General features: G+C 45.7%; 11 protein-coding genes and 1 pseudogene. 7 read left to right on the top strand and 5 right to left on the bottom strand.

Annotation, left to right across the window (positions count from 1 at the left end; translation table 11 throughout):
* Positions 1-5: 5 nt before the first annotated feature.
* Both NSB28_RS25130 and NSB28_RS12310 read right to left on the bottom strand, forming a co-directional pair.
* Positions 6-59 (bottom strand): annotated as a pseudogene (locus tag NSB28_RS25130) (hypothetical protein); the annotation flags it as partial.
* Positions 56-943, bottom strand: a complete 888-nt coding sequence (locus NSB28_RS12310; protein ID WP_109626841.1) for a LysR family transcriptional regulator — start codon at positions 941-943, stop codon at positions 56-58. The pseudogene NSB28_RS25130 and the gene NSB28_RS12310, both read right to left, overlap by 4 nt.
* A 120-nt stretch (positions 944-1,063) precedes the next feature.
* Here NSB28_RS12310 and NSB28_RS12305 point away from each other — a divergent pair, with 120 nt between their 5' ends.
* The 3 genes from NSB28_RS12305 (at position 1,064) to NSB28_RS12295 (ending at position 5,069) form a co-directional block, all read left to right on the top strand.
* Entirely contained in the window at positions 1,064-1,564 is a 501-nt protein-coding gene (locus NSB28_RS12305; protein ID WP_109626839.1) for a flavodoxin, read from the top strand.
* Entirely contained in the window at positions 1,565-2,527 is a 963-nt protein-coding gene (locus NSB28_RS12300) for an aldo/keto reductase (RefSeq protein ID WP_109626836.1), read from the top strand.
* 262 nt (positions 2,528-2,789) lie between these two features.
* A complete protein-coding gene (locus NSB28_RS12295; protein WP_109626834.1) occupies positions 2,790-5,069 on the top strand; it encodes a helix-turn-helix domain-containing protein in 2,280 nt (759 codons plus the stop codon).
* Positions 5,070-5,179: 110 nt separating this feature from the next.
* Here NSB28_RS12295 and NSB28_RS12290 read toward each other — a convergent pair whose 3' ends face one another.
* The 3 genes from NSB28_RS12290 to NSB28_RS12280 all read right to left on the bottom strand — a co-directional run bounded on the left by NSB28_RS12290 (position 5,180) and on the right by NSB28_RS12280 (position 8,895).
* Complete coding sequence (locus NSB28_RS12290; protein ID WP_109626831.1) at positions 5,180-6,832, bottom strand: extracellular solute-binding protein; 1,653 nt, start codon at positions 6,830-6,832, stop codon at positions 5,180-5,182.
* Between the two features lie 202 nt (positions 6,833-7,034).
* A complete protein-coding gene (locus tag NSB28_RS12285; RefSeq protein WP_257497698.1) occupies positions 7,035-7,961 on the bottom strand; it encodes a carbohydrate ABC transporter permease in 927 nt (308 codons plus the stop codon).
* 1 nt (position 7,962) lies between these two features.
* Entirely contained in the window at positions 7,963-8,895 is a 933-nt protein-coding gene (locus NSB28_RS12280; RefSeq protein ID WP_109626829.1) for an ABC transporter permease, read from the bottom strand.
* 318 nt (positions 8,896-9,213) lie between these two features.
* Here NSB28_RS12280 and NSB28_RS12275 point away from each other — a divergent pair, with 318 nt between their 5' ends.
* Genes NSB28_RS12275 through NSB28_RS12255 form a run of 4 tightly spaced genes read left to right on the top strand, consistent with a single transcriptional unit; the run spans position 9,214 to position 16,234 of the window.
* On the top strand, positions 9,214-10,158 hold the full coding sequence (locus NSB28_RS12275) for a uroporphyrinogen decarboxylase family protein (protein WP_109626826.1): 945 nt from the start codon (positions 9,214-9,216) through the stop codon (positions 10,156-10,158).
* A gap of 27 nt (positions 10,159-10,185) precedes the next feature.
* The gene (locus tag NSB28_RS25235) at positions 10,186-14,010 is read left to right on the top strand and encodes a glycoside hydrolase family 2 TIM barrel-domain containing protein (RefSeq protein WP_109626824.1); all 3,825 of its coding nucleotides are present in this window, start codon (positions 10,186-10,188) and stop codon (positions 14,008-14,010) included.
* Complete coding sequence (locus NSB28_RS12260; RefSeq protein WP_109626822.1) at positions 13,991-14,956, top strand: beta-galactosidase small subunit; 966 nt, start codon at positions 13,991-13,993, stop codon at positions 14,954-14,956. The genes NSB28_RS25235 and NSB28_RS12260 overlap by 20 nt, the downstream gene beginning before the upstream one ends.
* A 12-nt stretch (positions 14,957-14,968) precedes the next feature.
* Entirely contained in the window at positions 14,969-16,234 is a 1,266-nt protein-coding gene (locus NSB28_RS12255; RefSeq protein WP_109626820.1) for an alpha-L-fucosidase, read from the top strand.
* The last annotated feature ends 250 nt before the right edge of the window (positions 16,235-16,484 follow it).

The following is a 16,484-nucleotide window of genomic DNA, read 5'->3' as shown; positions in this document are numbered from 1 at the left end:
TAATTTGAACAGCCGTAAAAGCTGCTGCCCGCGTTAGCCCCTTTTCTGGCAACTGCTATATGATATTTCTTACAGTTTCAGCAAACCTGCAGACATCCTCCGGGGCATCAAAGCTGTACAGTAGACCATAGGGGATACTATAGTCCCAGTTTACAGGAATGGACACAAGCCCCGGATGGACTTCCTGCCAGCACTCTATGGTAAGCAGAACATTTCCTGTTTCGGCACATCGGTTAAATACAGACAGGTCATAGAATTTAGGAGTGTCCTCAATTACAATCTGAGGATGATGCAGTTCTAAATCATTCCTCAAAAAATCGTTAACGCCAGAATCTCCGCGCTCAACCATCATCAATGTCTCACCATATAAATCTTCTATCTCAACACGTTCTTTCCCGGCCAGGCGGTGTTCCCTGGATACGGCGATCATTTTCCGGTATCTTCCCAGAGCAAGAAAATTGCAGCGGGAGAGCCATTCTTTGGAATCGCAAACACCGATTAAAAAATCAAATTTTTCCCCTAATTGTTCAATCTCGCTTAGAATCCCCTCATGGTTATCCTCAAAAGGAACAAGGTGGAGTTTATGTTCCGGGAAATCTTTATTTACACGGTACCACAGATCCATAAAGGGCTTTGCGGGATTCAAAAGGGAGGTGCCAATGCAGAAGGTCGTGTCATTTGCATGAATGGCGGCTTTGGCGCTTGCAAGGGATTTTTTGGAATAGTCAATCATGAATTTGGCATCCTGGTAAATGAGAGAACCTGCCGCAGTCAGACGGACACCAGATGAGGTGCGTTCCAGCAATTTTATGTCCAGATGGTTTTCCAGGGCATTCATCTGTTTCATAACAGCAGTAGGGGAGATATACAGGTATTCAGCGGCTTTTGTAAAGCTGCCGTAATCAGCGACTGCTATAAAAGTATCCAGCATATGGTTATACATGGGCTGCCTCCTTTCGCTTGAACTTAAAGTTAATACTATCATAACATCTGGGAGATTCCAAATCAAGGAAACAGGAGATAAAATATAAAATAATAAGGAAAACAGCAGGAGGTAATTAAAATGGCAGAATTAATTGCGTACTTCTCAAGGGGAGATGAGAACTATGTGAACGGAGAGATTAAAAACCTTGAGATTGGAAATACTGAGGTGGCGGCAGGCATGATTGGGCGGTTAACAGGGGCTGATCTATTTAAGATAGAGCCTGAACAGGCTTACGCAAAGGATTATAATGAGTGTATCGCACAGGCACAGGCAGACCAGAGGAGTGATGCCCGTCCAAAGCTCAGGACCTGGCCGGAGAGTATTGACAAGTATGATGTCATATATCTGGGATTTCCCAATTACTGGGGAACAATGCCAATGTGTGTGTTTACATTTCTGGAGCACTTTGATTTTGCAGGGAAGACGATCAGGCCGTTCTGTACCCATGAAGGCAGCGGTATGGGCAGCAGTGAGAAGGATATCAGGAGGCTCTGCCCCAAAGCCAAAGTGGAAGCAGGACTGGCAATCCGCGGGGGTAATGTACAGAGGTCGGAAAAAGAGATTGAAAGGTGGCTGTAAATGGAATTTACAAAGTTAGGAAATACAGACATTGAGGTATCCCGCCTGTGTGTGGGATGTATGAGTTTTGGAGACCCTGCCAGCAAGATGCACGCATGGACACTGGACCCGCAGGAGAGTGAGGTTATCATCAGACATGCGCTGGAGCTGGGAATTAATTTCTTTGACACCGCAAACTGCTATTCGGCGGGAACAAGTGAAGAATATCTGGGTAGAGCTATTAAGAAGAATGTATCCAGGGACAAAGTGGTTCTTGCGACAAAAGTATATTTTAATGAAGGAAAACTTTCAAAGGAGGCAATCCCGAAAGAGGTGGATGGCTCATTGAAGCGCCTTGGCACAGATTATATTGATCTGCTCATCATTCACCGTTTTGATTACAGCACACCTATTGAGGAAACCATGGAAGCACTGCATAAGGTTGTCCAGTCAGGCAAGGTCCGCGCGTTAGGCGCCTCTGCCATGTATGGATATCAGTTTATGAATATGCAGTACGCAGCAGAACGAAATGGCTGGACAAAGTTTGTATCAATGCAGAATCATTATAATCTGCTTTACCGTGAGGACGAGCGCGAGCTGATCCCCATCTGCAATGAGCAGAATGTGGCAAGAACACCGTACAGTCCGCTGGCTGCCGGGAGGCTGTCACGTCCCGGCTGGTCTGCTGATACGGCAAGGAGCAGGACAGATGTGACAGCAAAAGGAAAATATGATAAGACACAGGAAAAAGATATGGAAATTGTGAGGCGGGTATCTGAACTCGCACAGAAAAAAGGTGTCACGATGACGCAGACAGCACTTGCCTGGCAGTTTGCAAAAGGTGTTGCAGCGCCTATTATTGGTGCCACAAAGGCGGAATATTTTGACGATGCAGCAGGCAGCTTAGATGTAAAACTGACTCAGCCGGAAATTACATATCTGGAGGAAGAATACACACCACACAATATAGTCGGCGCATTATAAGACGGGAGACTGATAAATCGGAAATGTATTTATTATTTTAAATTTATATATAAACAGCGGATTCTAAGTCTCTGCAGGCACTTACCGGAAATGGTTGGTGCCTTTTTCTTTTTTAAGAAAACTCTTTATAAAATTATAAAATATGTCATGTGTTTTGCGATATATAACCGCAAAATACCTTGAGGATAGGTTAAAATTGGAATATACTTAATATTAACAAAGGAAGCCGAAGTTTGAACGTAAAAAAGAAGAGAAGGGAAACATGATAAAAAAATATGGTATTTTACTGCAGTTTTTTGTATCCTTTTTTGTTGTATTGCTAATTCCCACAGTGATTTTTATCTATTCATATTTCTATGCGTCAAATCTGGTGTATGGAGAGCTGGAGGATAAAAATAGGGCGCTGCTCCAGTCGGCATGCAAGACGGTGGACGCATATCTGCGGGAGAGCGACAGTTTTTTTAATACGCTGCAGCTTCAGACGGAAGTCAAAAAAATGAGCATGGTGGAAAGTCTGAAGACTGACAGGAGCAGTGTCAGCAGCATCAGTGATTTTAAAGACTTTTTATCTGCCTACAGATATAGAAATGAGCTGATCGATCAGATCTATTTTTATTTCGGCAGGAGTGATATCATTGCCTGTGCAGATGATGTGTATACAGATTCCAATTTCTTTTACAGGGGGTTTTTCAGCATAGAAGGCATGGACTACGGCGTGTGGCTGGATATGCTGGAAAATGTGTCATATGCAGGTTATTACAGGACAATGCTCATCGGCGGGGGGACAGACAAAAACGATGAGGAAAAAGAGAGAAAGATTGTTTGTATCCGGAATGTTTTCCCCTATAAATCAGATGGCAGCAATGTGTCTGCGATGATGCTTATCCGGGAAAAGAAGCTGATGGACATGCTGATACCTCTTTCAGAATCAGAGAGCGGATTTGCAGCAATTTTAAATAGAGACAATTCTCTGCTGGCAGCTACTGACTGGAAATATAATTTTCCTATTGAGGAGATCTCTCAGGGGAGTAATGAGTTTACCATAGGGGAGGAAAAGGTGTTTGCCTTTGTGGAGCAGTCAGGGTACAATGGGTGGAAATACATAGTGGCCCTTCCGCAGAAGGAAGTGTTTCTAAAGGTCGATAATCTCAAAAGTATCTACATTTTGGCAGGAGCATTGGCAATATTGATGGGTCTTGGATTCTCAGTCAGGTTTTCACTGAGATACGGAAGGCCAATCACGGACTCACTTAATCGGATGAAGGAAAGCCTGGGCGAATACGACAGGCCCATGAATCTGACAAGTCTGTTTGAACAGACAAAGAAGCTGATCACGGCGGAGCAGGATAAGAACAAACGGCTGGAAGATTCACTTCCTTATTTGAAACGTGATTATATTAACAGCCTGCTTCAGGGAAATGGTATGAAAAAACCTGTCATGGAACTTGGTAAACAGGTGGGGATCAGTTTTGAATATCCGTATTTTTATGTGATGATCTTTAATATTGAGAGTGTCACAAAAGAGATGGATTTCTATGAAATAGAGCAGAGCAAAACAGCCATCAAACAGGCAATTCTGAGCATAAAACAGCATGTGCTGTTTTATGAAAGCTCATTAAACCGGCTTGAAATCATATGGAATCTTCCCGATAACGGCCCGGAACTGTATGACCAGATAGATGTATGGATAAAGCCTGCCCTGCAGGAATTTAATGACAGGACAGATCTTTTAGTACAGGCAGCAGGGGGAACTATTGCAGGGAAGATTGAGGATATCGGTAGGTCGTATAAGCAGGCGCAGGAGGCCTTGCGATATGGAATCCTTGAGCCGGATCAGAATTATATCAGGTATCGGGAGCTGAATATCAGCAATGAAGTTTCAGTGATTTCTTATGAAAAGGCAAGCAGGCTGATCGGTCTGATACTTCAGGGAAATACGGAGGAAGCTTTAGAGTGGGTCAGTACGTTGTGGGAAAAAACAGTCAGCCAGACGAATGTTTCCCGGCCGCATTTAAAGTATCTTCTGGATAATTTCAGGAGCCTTTTGTTTGAAGCGGCCAGCAGGATCGCCCCGGAGGCGGATCCGGACAAAAAGTTCCGGGACGAGGTGATCGCCATAGACAGGCTTTCTACCACATCACAGCGTTATGCGGCAATTTTGAAGTGTACAGAAATGATAAGCGATAGTGTAAAAGTGAAAAAGCAGGAATCTGCCAACACGCTGGCACAGAAAATTGCGGCCTGGCTGCAGGAAAACTATACAGATTCGTCCATATCGCTGAAAATGACAGCAGATACATTTGGACTGAGTGAACCATATCTGTCCCAGTTTTTCAGTAAACAGATGGGAATCAATTTTTCTGCTTATATCGAAGACCTGAGACTGGAAAAGGGGATCGAATATTTAAGGACAACAGGAAAAACCATCAATGAGATTGCGGAACTTATCGGATATAACAGTTCCTCAGTGTTCCGCAATGCCTTGAAGAGAAGATACGGCGCCAGTCCAAATCAGTTCAGGAATGATATGAAAAAAGAGTAAACTTGGAAAGAGGAATGTGAGTGGACCTGCTCTATAGTGAGCAGGTCCACATTTACTATAGGAAGTTTTGTTACTAATATTCTGTAGCAAAAACGCAGGGGTATTTTGAATCAGCCGCCATACTTTGCTTCATATGCTGTGTTATAAATTTCCAGATATTCTTCTACCTGAAGATCCTTCATCTGCTGGATGTAGGAATCCCAGTCTTTTTCGATATCCAGATCCCCTGTGACAAAGCGCACAAGGCTCTGGTTTACATAGTCTTCCAGGTTGACCTTCAGCTGATAGGCAGTGTCGGTAACTTCCGGATCTAAAAATACGCTGAAAGATTTCTGCTCATTCTGATGTCCCTCATACTTATTCTGTGTTTCCTGGAACAGACGTCTTTCATATCCGTTCAGGGTATAGATATCCTGGTCATATGTCCATTTTCCCCGCAGGCCGTTAAGTTCGGAACCTGTGAAGTGAAAGTTTTCATTTCCCCAGTTCTTGTTATGAGCTTCTCCGCTGACGTGTGTATACTCAAGACGTGTGTAGTCTGCAGGCTCTCCAAGGATATTCAGCTCTCCGTCTTCTGCCTTTCTCCAGCCAACACCCTCCAGGCCGGTGGTTGTTAATAGGGTGCCTTCTTCGCTTGCCAAGTAATCAGCAAGTCTGAATGCTGCTTCCGGGTTTTCACAGGCATCCGTGATGACACAGCTTGCGCCTGCGTATGCGGTGAGGTCATACATAGCATAGTTTTTGCCTTCTGGTCCGGTGAGGGGTTCCAGCGCGGTGTATTCCGTATGGCGGGGCTTATCGTCACTTATAGATACAAAGTGGCCGGGGTGCAGGGCTGTGACTGCGCCTAGAAGCGCGGCGTCCGGATTGGTTCCGAGAGTTGTGATCTGCTCCCTGGAAGAGGTAAATGCACCGGAATCCAGAAGTTCTTCATCATAGAGCTTTTTCATAAAACGGAGACCTTCCCTCCATTCGTCCTGGATAGGGGCATAATCAACTTTTCCTTCCTCATTGATAAAGAAATAAGTCAAGTTGTTTGTATAAATAAACGGGTTCATCAGGAAAACATGGGAATTCAGGCCTGTAAGCGGGATTTCGTCTGCGATACCGTTTCCATTTGGGTCCTGTTCCTTGAAGGCTTTCAGTACTTCATAAAATTCATCTGTGGTCTTTGGTGCCTCCAGCCCAAGATTATCGAGCCACTGCTGGTTGATCCATAACTTAGAAGGGAAGGTACAGTGGTAGGCAAGCTCCCAGGAGGGTAGTCCGTAAATATTTCCGTCCGGAGCAACGATTTCGGATGCATAGTCAGGGTCTGTTTCGATTACATTTTTGATGCTGTCCCCGTATTTATCAATCAAGTCATTCAGAGGAATAAAAATCCCCTGTTCTTTTCCGTAAAGCATCAGTTCTTCATTTGTGAACTGATGGGAAACGCCAGTGGCGAGGAACATATCCGGATAATCACCGCTGGCCAGAAGGATGGACATTTTCTCCTTTGCATTGTCTTGTGTTGCAGTGATGATTTCCAGGTCAATACCTGTTTTTTCTTCAATGGCCTTTGTCACCTCATTGTCGTCAAGACTGGAAACATTGGCTGGCTGAACCAGGAACACCTTTATGGTGGTAGGTTCTGTCACGATTGGAAAAGTACCTGCCTCTGTAACTATAGAACTGCTTCCTTCGTTGGCGAATGCAGTAAGGCCGGTAAAAGATGTAGCTACAAGCGTTGTTGTAAGCATGAGTGCAATTTTTCTCTTCATATGAGTCCTCCTGTTAGTAAATAATGTTAATATTATGGTGATGTTTGTGAATAGCTGCCTGACAATAATTGTAAAGACACCTCCTTTGCTGTATATAATACCCGGGCGGATATCTGGTATTACTGTTTACTCCGTGACCAGTAACTATTTGGCAGCAGTTTTATACAAAAAGTGAGCCGGCCGGGTTTTAATATTTCTCAGTCTATTCTTTCACAGCTCCGAGCATCATACCTTGTACAAAATACTTCTGTACGAACGGATAGAGTATAAGAATAGGAATACTGGAAATTACAATCATGGAATACTTCAGCAAATCTCTCATACCTTCCATTTCCAGCATGGTTTTCATGTCTGCAACGGAAGTAATGTCTACAGTGTTCTGAATCAGGATCTGGCGAAGAACCAGCGCCAGTGGAAAGTTTTCCTGCTTATCGATGAAGAGCAGTGCATTAAAGTAGCTGTTCCAATGTGTGACACCATACATCAAAGCCAATACCGCAATGATTGGCTTTGAAAGCGGCAGAACAATCTTTATCAGAATTTTGAACTCTGAGGCTCCGTCCAGGTGGGCTGACTCATAGAGTGCTGTCGGAATGGAGCTCTCAAAGAATGTCCTGGTAATGATCACATAGTAAGCGCTGAGTGCTGTTGGCAGGATTAATGCCCCGTAAGAGTTGATCAGATTTAAATCCTTTACAACTATATACAGAGGTACGATGCCGGGGGTAAAAATCATAAAGAACACAAATATAAACATCAGCGGCCTTCTTGCCGCAAAGGTTTTTCTGGAAAGCGGATAGGCGGCAAGGACTGTCATAACAATATTGACCAATGTTCCAAAGAATAACAGGATAAAGGAATTCTTCAGTCCTGACAAAAAGGTCTTGTTCTGGAATACTCTGATATACCCTTCCAGCGAAAAATCTACAGGGAACAGCCAGACCTGTCCTGAGATGACCGCGTGGGGAGAGGAGAGGGAGGCGCTTATCACATAAACCAGCGGGTAAAGGATAACGAGCAGGGTCACAAGCAGATAGATGTGGACAGCGGTCAGAAATACTTTGTCGCGCATACCTATATGAATCCTTCGTCTTTTTTTCTTTTTGTTTTCAGCAGCTGTCATATGCATATTACCACAGACCTCCTTCCCCAACTTTTCTGGCAATCTTATTGACTATAACTACGATGGTGGCATTGATTGCCGAGTTGAATAGTCCGATTGCTGTGGAAAAGCTGTATTGAGCTTTCACCATGCCGATTTTATATACATAAGTAGATATAATTTCTGAACTTATCATATTCATGTCGTTTTGCAGTAAAAATACTTTTTCAAAACCGATATTCATGATTTTTCCGGATTCCAGAATAAGCATAACAACTATTGTAGGGAGGATTCCCGGGATATTGATATGCAGGATCCTCTGGAAGCGGGTCGCGCCATCCACCGAGGCTGCCTCATACAGACTGGGGTCAATGGAGGACAGTGCGGCGATGTAAATGATCGCGCTGTATCCGGTTGTCTGCCAGATTCCGGACAATATGTAAATGGGACGGAATGCGCTGGGCATTCCCAGGAGATTGCCTTCGATTCCTATTTTGGAAAGCCAGTGCGCCAGCAGCCCTACATGGGGATCCAGCAGCAGGTTTACCAGAGACACCATTACAACAACAGAAATAAAATATGGTGCGAAGGAGACTGTTTGGACAACCTTTTTAAATTTAGGGCTAAGTGCTTCGTTGAGGGCAAGGGCCAGAATAATCGGGAGCGGAAATCCCAGAATAAGCTGGCCAAAGCTGAGCAGCAGGGTGTTTGAAAGGATACTCTTAAATTGGGGAGAGTTAAAAAACTGTTCAAAGTATTTAAATCCTGCCCAGGGGCTGCCCCAGATTCCCTCCTTAATACGATAGTTCTTGAATGCCATTACATTTCCCAGCAAAGGGACAAACTGGAAAGTAATCAGATAAAGAAGGGGAAGCCCAATGATCACATATAGCTGCCAGTTCTTTTTCAATTCTTTCCGGATGCGGATGACGACCGAAGATTTTTTTTGCCGGTTATCCATAACATACCTCCTGTTCTTTAGTAGTTTCGTTATCACTGAGAAGCTATGTCAATCATAACAACAGAAAGCAGGAGTGCGCAAGAATTGATTCTTCAGAGAACATTCCAATTTTAGGAAATGATATGCGATAATTTTTAAGTCAACGGTTTATTTTTAATATAATGGGGTGTCTAAAAATTTAAAGAAGCTCTATTCTTTATAATATATTGACCCTGGGATAAATCTTCTGTATAAACTGGAAATATAAAGGAGTTGTAACTCTATCATGCTCTTATAGTTAAAAACAGTTTCATAATTAAAAATTTAAGGAGGAATATTATGAACAGCCGAGAACGTTTTTTTGCAACTGTTAACAGGGAGAAAGTGGACCGGCCGGCAGCTTGGCTCGGGATGCCGGATATACATGCACAGCCTGCTCTATTTGAATACTATGGAGTGATAAATATGCATGAGCTCAAGATTGCGGTGGGGGATGATTTTTATGCCATTGAGGTTCCCTATCAGTCTCCTGCGGCAACTGCTATCTTTGCTGCCTTTGACTGGTATATGGACGGCAATGTGGATGCCCGGGACAGGACGCTGACTGCGGACGGATGCTTCAAGGATGCACAGGAAGTTGAGGATCTGGCTTTCTTTGAGTGGCCAAATCCGGAGAAATACATTGATGTGGAGGAATGCAGACGCCGTGCTGCGACTGCCCCAAAAGACAAGACCCGGTTAGGGATGCTCTGGTCCGCCCATTTTCAGGATGCCTGTGCTTCTTTTGGAATGGAGACGGCTCTCATGAATATGATCCTCAACCCGGAAGTCTATAGGGCAGTGGATAATAAAATCGTAGAGTTTTATCTGAAAGCGAATGAAATATTCTATGAAGCCACCAAAGGACAGCTGGATGCGGTCCTCATTGGAAACGATATGGGAAGCCAGAGGGGGCCGATGTTATCTCCTGAGATGGTGCGCAATTTTGTGATTCCGGGATGTAAAAAGCTGGTGGAGCAGGCGCACAGCTATGGGCTTAAAGTAATCTACCATTCCTGCGGTTCTATTGTGGATATCATACCGGATCTCATCGAAGCGGGGGTGGATACCCAGGATCTGCTTGTTAATGGCACGTCTGAAGAGGTTCGCGCCAAAGTACGGGAGCTTCGGAGAATTTTCCCCACAGGGCTTGTGATTTCCCCGAGCCATGAGGCTGTTATGGCGGACGTGCCTCCGGAAAATATTCATGCATTGTTTGATGAGGCAGGAAAAATATACGAATGATAAGGAAGAAACGGAAGTGATCAGAAGATGAGGATATTTCAGTTTAAAAAGGCCCGGCCGGTATGGGCGCAGGACAGGGCCATGGAAAAGAACTGTGAGCTGGCATTCAGGACAGTCCTTCCCAGGGGGGGCTATAAACTCTTTCTTGCGGCGTCCAGTATATACCGGATTTGGGTGAACGGAGTATTTACGGCGGCTGGCCCGGCCAGAGCGCCCCACGGCCATTACCGGGTGGATGAGTATTCGTTGGAAGGGTTTCTTAGCAAAGAGGAAAATGTGATTGTGATTGAGGTGGTGGGTTATAACGTAAACACCTATGATACGTTGGATCAGCCCTCTTTCCTGACAGCGGAAATCAGATTGGGGGAGCAGGCGCAGGCCTGGACCGGTGAGGATGGAATTCCGGTTTATGATCTGCGCCAGCGTGTGCAGGATGCACCCCGCTACAGTTTCCAGAGGGCTTTTGCGGAGGCCTATACTTTGAGCAGAATCAAGGGGCACTTTTATGTAAGGGACGAGGAAGAATTCCAAAGAGAAAAAATAGAGGTGCAGCCGGACAAGACTTATATATACCGGGAGGTGAGGATGCCTTTATTTGAAAGACTGGAGGCCGAGACACTTCCTGAAGAAGTTCAGGAGGGAGAAGGCACCTGTATGTATGCGCTGCCGTATAATGCCACTGGATTTTTCCAGATTGAAGTGACGGCTTCTGGAAATAGCCGGATTGAGGTACAGTTTGATGAGATCCTGGTGGACGGGAAACTGGATTTTCAGAGGATGAGAAGTTTCAACTGTTTTACATATAATATAGAGCCGGGGCGTTACCTGCTGACAAGCTTTGCGCCGTATACCATGAAATACATAAAAATTAAGGCAGAGGGCGCTGCGGTAGCAGGCAGGGGCAGCTTTATAGAATATAAGCATCCTCCTGTGAAAAACAAGATAAAGACAGAGGATGGGGAGCTGGAAATTATCTGCAGGGCAGCCCTGGAAAGCTTCCGTTCCTGTTCTCTGGATACATTTATGGACTGCCCATCGAGAGAGCGGGGAGGATGGCTCTGTGACAGCTACTTCACTTCCAGCGTGGAGCATGTGCTGACAGGAGAAAATATTCTCGAACGTGTGTTTTTAGAGAACTTTGTTGTGAATGACACATTTGCTCACCTTCCGAAGGGAATGCTTCCCATGTGTTATCCGGCGGATCACAATGATGGAAATTTTATTCCCAACTGGGCGATGTGGTATGTGCTGGAACTGGAAAAATACTGGGAGCGGACTGGGGACGCAGAGCTTATACAGCAGGCGGAAAAGAGGATTTATGCACTGTTGGATTATTTTTCCGGTTTTGAAAATGAACTGGGGCTTTTGGAAAACCTGGAGGGCTGGGTATTTGTAGAGTGGTCCGGGGCAAATGACAAGGATCTGGTTACCGGAGTGAATTTTCCTACAAATATGCTGTATGCCAGAATGCTGCAGGCAGCCGGAAGGCTTTATCATAAATCAGAGCTTAGGAATAAGGCAGAGCAGCTCAGGAATGTGATTCGGAAGTATTCTTTTAACGGCAGGTTTTATACCGACAATATGCGCTGTGACGGAAAAACACTGGTAAACAGTAATGTATGTACGGAGGTCTGCCAGTATTATGCCTTTTTCACAGGTGTTGCGGATACAAAAAGAGATAAGGCTTTATGGCAGATACTTTTAAGTGAGTTTGGCCCGGAACGGGCAGTGCATAATACATACCCGGAGATTGCATTTACCAATACATTTATCGGGCAGTATCTGCGAATTGAGCTTTTGTACCAGAACCACTGTTATGATGAAGTGATTAAGAATATCAAAAGCTATTTCCTGCCCATGGCCAGGGAAACAGGGACGCTGTGGGAGCATAAAAAGCCTACGGCAAGCTGTAATCATGGCTTTGATTCTTACGTGCTCTACTGGCTGGCAGGAATCTGCGGAATAGTAGCAGACATAAAATGGCTGGATGAGGCAGAGGTGTTCCGGGTGGGAAAACTTCCGGCACACAGTGACCATCTCTGCTTTCTGGATGAGGCGGAGGCAGAGGAAGGGAACTCATCTTTTGCAGAGTCCCTGGACGGATCATGGCAGTTTTGTTATTCCAGGGCGCCAAAGCTCCGGCCAGTGGACTTTTACAGAGAAGATTTTGATGCGGAAAGCTTTGGGACGATTCCAGTGCCGGCTCACATCGAGCTGGAAGGGTATGACCATGTGCATTATATGAATAAGATGTATCCATGGGAGGGCATCAGCTTCCGGCGGCCCGCGGATGTTTTGGAAGATATGCCTCTGGGCTGCGGCTCTTTTGTGGAGACGGACTATAATCCGGTGGGGTCTTACCGAAAGACCTTTGATCTGCCTGAACGTATGCGAGGAAAACGGATTATTCTCCGGTTTGACGGAGTTGAGCAGGCTATGTACGTCTGGTTGAACGGAAAATTTATCGGGTACTCCGAAGACAGCTATACGCCGGCGGAGTTTGACCTGACGCCTTATGTCCGGGGCAAGGGCAACCTCCTCTGTGTGGAGGTATATAAATGGTCAACGGCTGCTTTTTTGGAGGGGCAGGATTATTTCCGCTTTTTTGGTATTTTCCGCAGTGTCCGGCTTCTGGCACAGCCGTCCGTACATGTGGAGGATATGGAGCTTCGGCCCGTACTTTTTGAGGACGGCTCCACCGGTACACTGCGTGTCGGTCTGAGGGCTTCGGGTGAATTGCAAGGCGCTCTTACGCAGATAAGGCTGAAGGATCCGGAGAATCACACTTTAGCAGAAGCAGTGAGTACTTTATCATCAAAAACAGAGGTCTTTTTTGAAAAACTCGCAGGATTACGTCCCTGGAGCCACTTTACACCGGTTCTGTATGAGCTGCAGGTGATAGTAACAGACGTGAATGGGGAAGTTGTAGAGTTTGCGGTCAGCAAGCTGGGATTTCGCAGGATTAATATAGTGGGAAAAAAGTTACTTCTGAATGGAAAACGCCTGAGAATCTGCGGGGTGAACCGACATGAATGGAGCGGACGTACCGGGAGATGTATTTGCGAAGAGGATATGAAGAGGGATATGCAGGTTTTAAAGAGAAACCATATCAATGCGGTGCGTACCAGCCATTATCCGAATCAGGTGAAGTGGTATTCTATGTGCGATGAAAACGGTATTTATGTGATGGCAGAAACAAATCTGGAGAGCCATGGAAGCTGGCAGAAGCTGGGGGAAACAGAACCATCCTGGAATATCCCCGGCTGCAGCAGAGTTTGGGAGAAGGCAGTGCTGGATCGAGCTGCGAATAATTATGAACTTCTCAAAAACCATCCCTCCATCCTCTTCTGGTCCCTGGGAAATGAGGCATACGCGGGGACTGCTCTGGCAGCTATGGACCGGTACTATAAGGAAAAGAAAGACGGGAGGCTTACCCATTACGAGGGAGTGACCAGGAACCGCGCCTATGAGACAGAGATATCAGACCTGGAAAGCCGCATGTACGCTTCTCCCGAAGCAGCAGCTAAATATATGGAAGAAAATCCGGCAAAACCTTTTATTCTGTGTGAGTACCTTTATGGAATCGGAAATTCCGGAGGCGGGATGAAGGAATATATGGAACTTTTTGACCGTTTTGATACATTTGCAGGGGGATTTATCTGGAGCTTTATGGACAAGGCTCTGATCATAAAGGACAATGTCACCGGCAGGGAAGTGATCCGGTGCGGCGGAGAGTTTGATGACCGGCCGTCAGATTACAGCTTCTCAGCCGACGGGATCATGTTTGCGGACGGTACGGAAAAGCCGGCAATGCAGGAGGTGTGCTATTTTTATGAAAAATACGAAGCTTAAACTCATTTTCGGAGATGTGTCCATTGGGGTACAGGGAACGGATTTCGACTATATTTTTTCTTATCAGGCGGGCGGTATGGAATCTTTAAAGATCAGGGAGAGGGAATGGCTTTACCATGTGCCGCGTCCCGCATTCTGGCGCGCTATGACGGATAATGACAGAGGAGGGGGATTTTACAAAAAGTCCGGTATGTGGCTTCTTGCGGACAGCTTCCTTGTCTGTAAAGGTATGAGTATTGACGCAGATGGAAAACCCGTGACAGACTTTAAGGCTCCCCTTAATAATCAATATAATGGCAGTGAGGAGGCAGAAACCGTCACCGTAACCTATGTATATGATACACTTACCATGCCGGAGACAGAGGCGGAAATACGGTATACAGTATTTCCGGACGGAAGGATCCGGGTGGAGGGCCTGTATCACGGAAGAGAAGGCCTGCCTCAGCTGCCGGTTTTCGGAGTTCGTTTTGTCTTCCCAACACCGGCTGTGAGATATACTTACCAGGGACTGACCGGAGAGACATATCCGGACAGGATGAGCGGGGGCAAAAAAGGTATCTGCGAGATAATAGGGCTTCCCGTGACACCATATCTCACCCCGCAGGACTGCGGCATGCATATGGAGACGGATTGGGTAGAGATTGTGCGCAGCAGGACACTGAGATACAACGATGGGGACAAGGATGAATTCAGCATTCGTTTTTGGGCGGATAAAACCCCTTTTGCGTTTTCTTGTCTGCCCTACACACCGGAACAGATGGAATTTGCAGATCATCAGGAGGAGCTGCCTCCCGCCGTGAGGACAGTGCTGACAATTTATGGAGGAGTGCGGGGCATAGGCGGCATCGATGCCTGGGGATCTGATGTGGAACCGCCATACCGGCTTTATGGGGATAAGGATATTTATTTTTCATTTATGATTGAACATGATCCCGTTGGGAAATAGAAGGAGAAGAATATGAAGAAGATGAAGGATATGAAATGGTTTTTAGATGCGCATTATGGCCTGTTTATTCATTGGGGCCTTTACTCTTTGATGGAGGGTGTACATGAGGGGAAAGAAATCCCATACGGCGCCGAATGGATACAGAAAAATGCAGGGATCCCGGTGGAAGAGTACAGGAAGCTTGCAGACCGCTTCAATCCGGTCCATTTTGACGCGGCGGATATCGTCAGCCGCGCGAAAAAATGGGGAATGAAATATATTGTTTTTACAGCAAAGCATGTGGATGGTTTCGCCATGTATGCGTCAAAGGTATCACCATACAATATTATGAACACGCCGTATCACCGTGACCCGTTGGCAGATCTGGCAGCCGAGTGTGAAAAACAGGGGCTTATGCTGGGCATTTATTATTCCCAAAACCAGGACTGGGAGGATGAGAACGGCTGGGGAAATGAATTAGATTTTAAGAAAAATGAGGAAAAAGATTTTCCAAAATATTTTTATGAGAAGGCAATACCGCAGGTGAAAGAGCTTCTTACAAATTATGGGAAAGTGGGCCTGATGTGGTTTGACACCCCGTATACCATGCCAATTGAACTGTGTGAAAAACTCCGGGATGTTGTAAACTCTCTGCAGCCGGACTGCCTGATAAATGGGAGGATCGGTTATGATCTGGGGGATTACCGGGAGATGGCAGACAATGAGATTCCGGTGCTGCCATATAATAAGCCATGGGAGACGCCTGTGACGCTGAATAATACCTGGGGGTATTCCCGAGTGGATGAGCATTGGAAAAAACCGGATGAGATTATTGAAAAGCTGGTGAGCGTGGTGGAAAAAGGTGGAAACCTGCTTCTCAACATTGGCCCGGATGGCCTGGGAAACGTACCGGAGGGCAGTATTGCCGTTCTGGACGAGATTGGCGCCTGGCTTGAGAAAAATGGGGAGAGTATATATTCCACAGTGTGCGCCCCCAGGTTCCCCTATGAGAACAGATGGGGAAAGATTACGGTCAGGGGAAACTGCCTGTATCTGCATGTATTCCGTTACCCTGATTTCCCTTATGAAATTCTTCTGTGCAATCTGCAGCAGCGGGTAAAAAAGGTAACGCTTTTGGAGACAGGTGAGGAGCTGACCTTTTACCAGAGTTATGAGATAGCGCGGAACGAATACCGTTTCAGGGTGATCCTTCCGGAAAGGAAAGAGGGAATTCCCTGCGATGTGGTCGTCCGGGCAGAATGCGGGACGGAAGAGCTTTCTTTTGAACAGTTGGTGTAGAGGAGACTTACTATTATGAAGACTTACATAGTATAGAAGTGAAGAAACCTGATGTTTTTGACGAGCTGAAAACTCCGGTGAAGCTGGGGAATGTTCTTTTCACAGTTTAATTCTCATGAGGAGTTCACCGGCTATGAAACATGGATGGCATCCATTCATCCGGAGGAGGGGGCTTGGAGCCTAGTCGATATTGTAGTTTTTGGATAAGGGATGAGAAAATATAGATCTGGTTGACGAAACGATAAAAAGA

Origin of the sequence: Murimonas intestini (assembly GCF_024622195.1) — a bacterium.
GTDB classification, from domain to species: Bacteria; Bacillota; Clostridia; order Lachnospirales; family Lachnospiraceae; genus Murimonas; species Murimonas intestini.
Note: the sequence above shows the minus strand (reverse complement) of the source record. Positions and strands in the feature narration are given on the sequence as shown.

Bases quoted from the DNA above. Each gene is read 5' to 3' on its own strand.
- NSB28_RS12295 (WP_109626834.1), top strand. From the start codon at position 2,790: ATGATAAAAAAATATGGTATTTTACTGCAGTTTTTTGTATCCTTTTTT.
- NSB28_RS12305 (WP_109626839.1), top strand. From the start codon at position 1,064: ATGGCAGAATTAATTGCGTACTTCTCAAGGGGAGATGAGAACTATGTG.
- NSB28_RS12310 (WP_109626841.1), bottom strand. From the start codon at position 943: ATGTATAACCATATGCTGGATACTTTTATAGCAGTCGCTGATTACGGC.
- NSB28_RS12280 (WP_109626829.1), bottom strand. From the start codon at position 8,895: ATGGATAACCGGCAAAAAAAATCTTCGGTCGTCATCCGCATCCGGAAA.
- NSB28_RS12275 (WP_109626826.1), top strand. From the start codon at position 9,214: ATGAACAGCCGAGAACGTTTTTTTGCAACTGTTAACAGGGAGAAAGTG.
- NSB28_RS12290 (WP_109626831.1), bottom strand. From the start codon at position 6,832: ATGAAGAGAAAAATTGCACTCATGCTTACAACAACGCTTGTAGCTACA.
- NSB28_RS12285 (WP_257497698.1), bottom strand. From the start codon at position 7,961: ATGCATATGACAGCTGCTGAAAACAAAAAGAAAAAAAGACGAAGGATT.
- NSB28_RS12255 (WP_109626820.1), top strand. From the start codon at position 14,969: ATGAAGAAGATGAAGGATATGAAATGGTTTTTAGATGCGCATTATGGC.
- NSB28_RS12260 (WP_109626822.1), top strand. From the start codon at position 13,991: ATGAAAAATACGAAGCTTAAACTCATTTTCGGAGATGTGTCCATTGGG.
- NSB28_RS12300 (WP_109626836.1), top strand. From the start codon at position 1,565: ATGGAATTTACAAAGTTAGGAAATACAGACATTGAGGTATCCCGCCTG.
- NSB28_RS25235 (WP_109626824.1), top strand. From the start codon at position 10,186: ATGAGGATATTTCAGTTTAAAAAGGCCCGGCCGGTATGGGCGCAGGAC.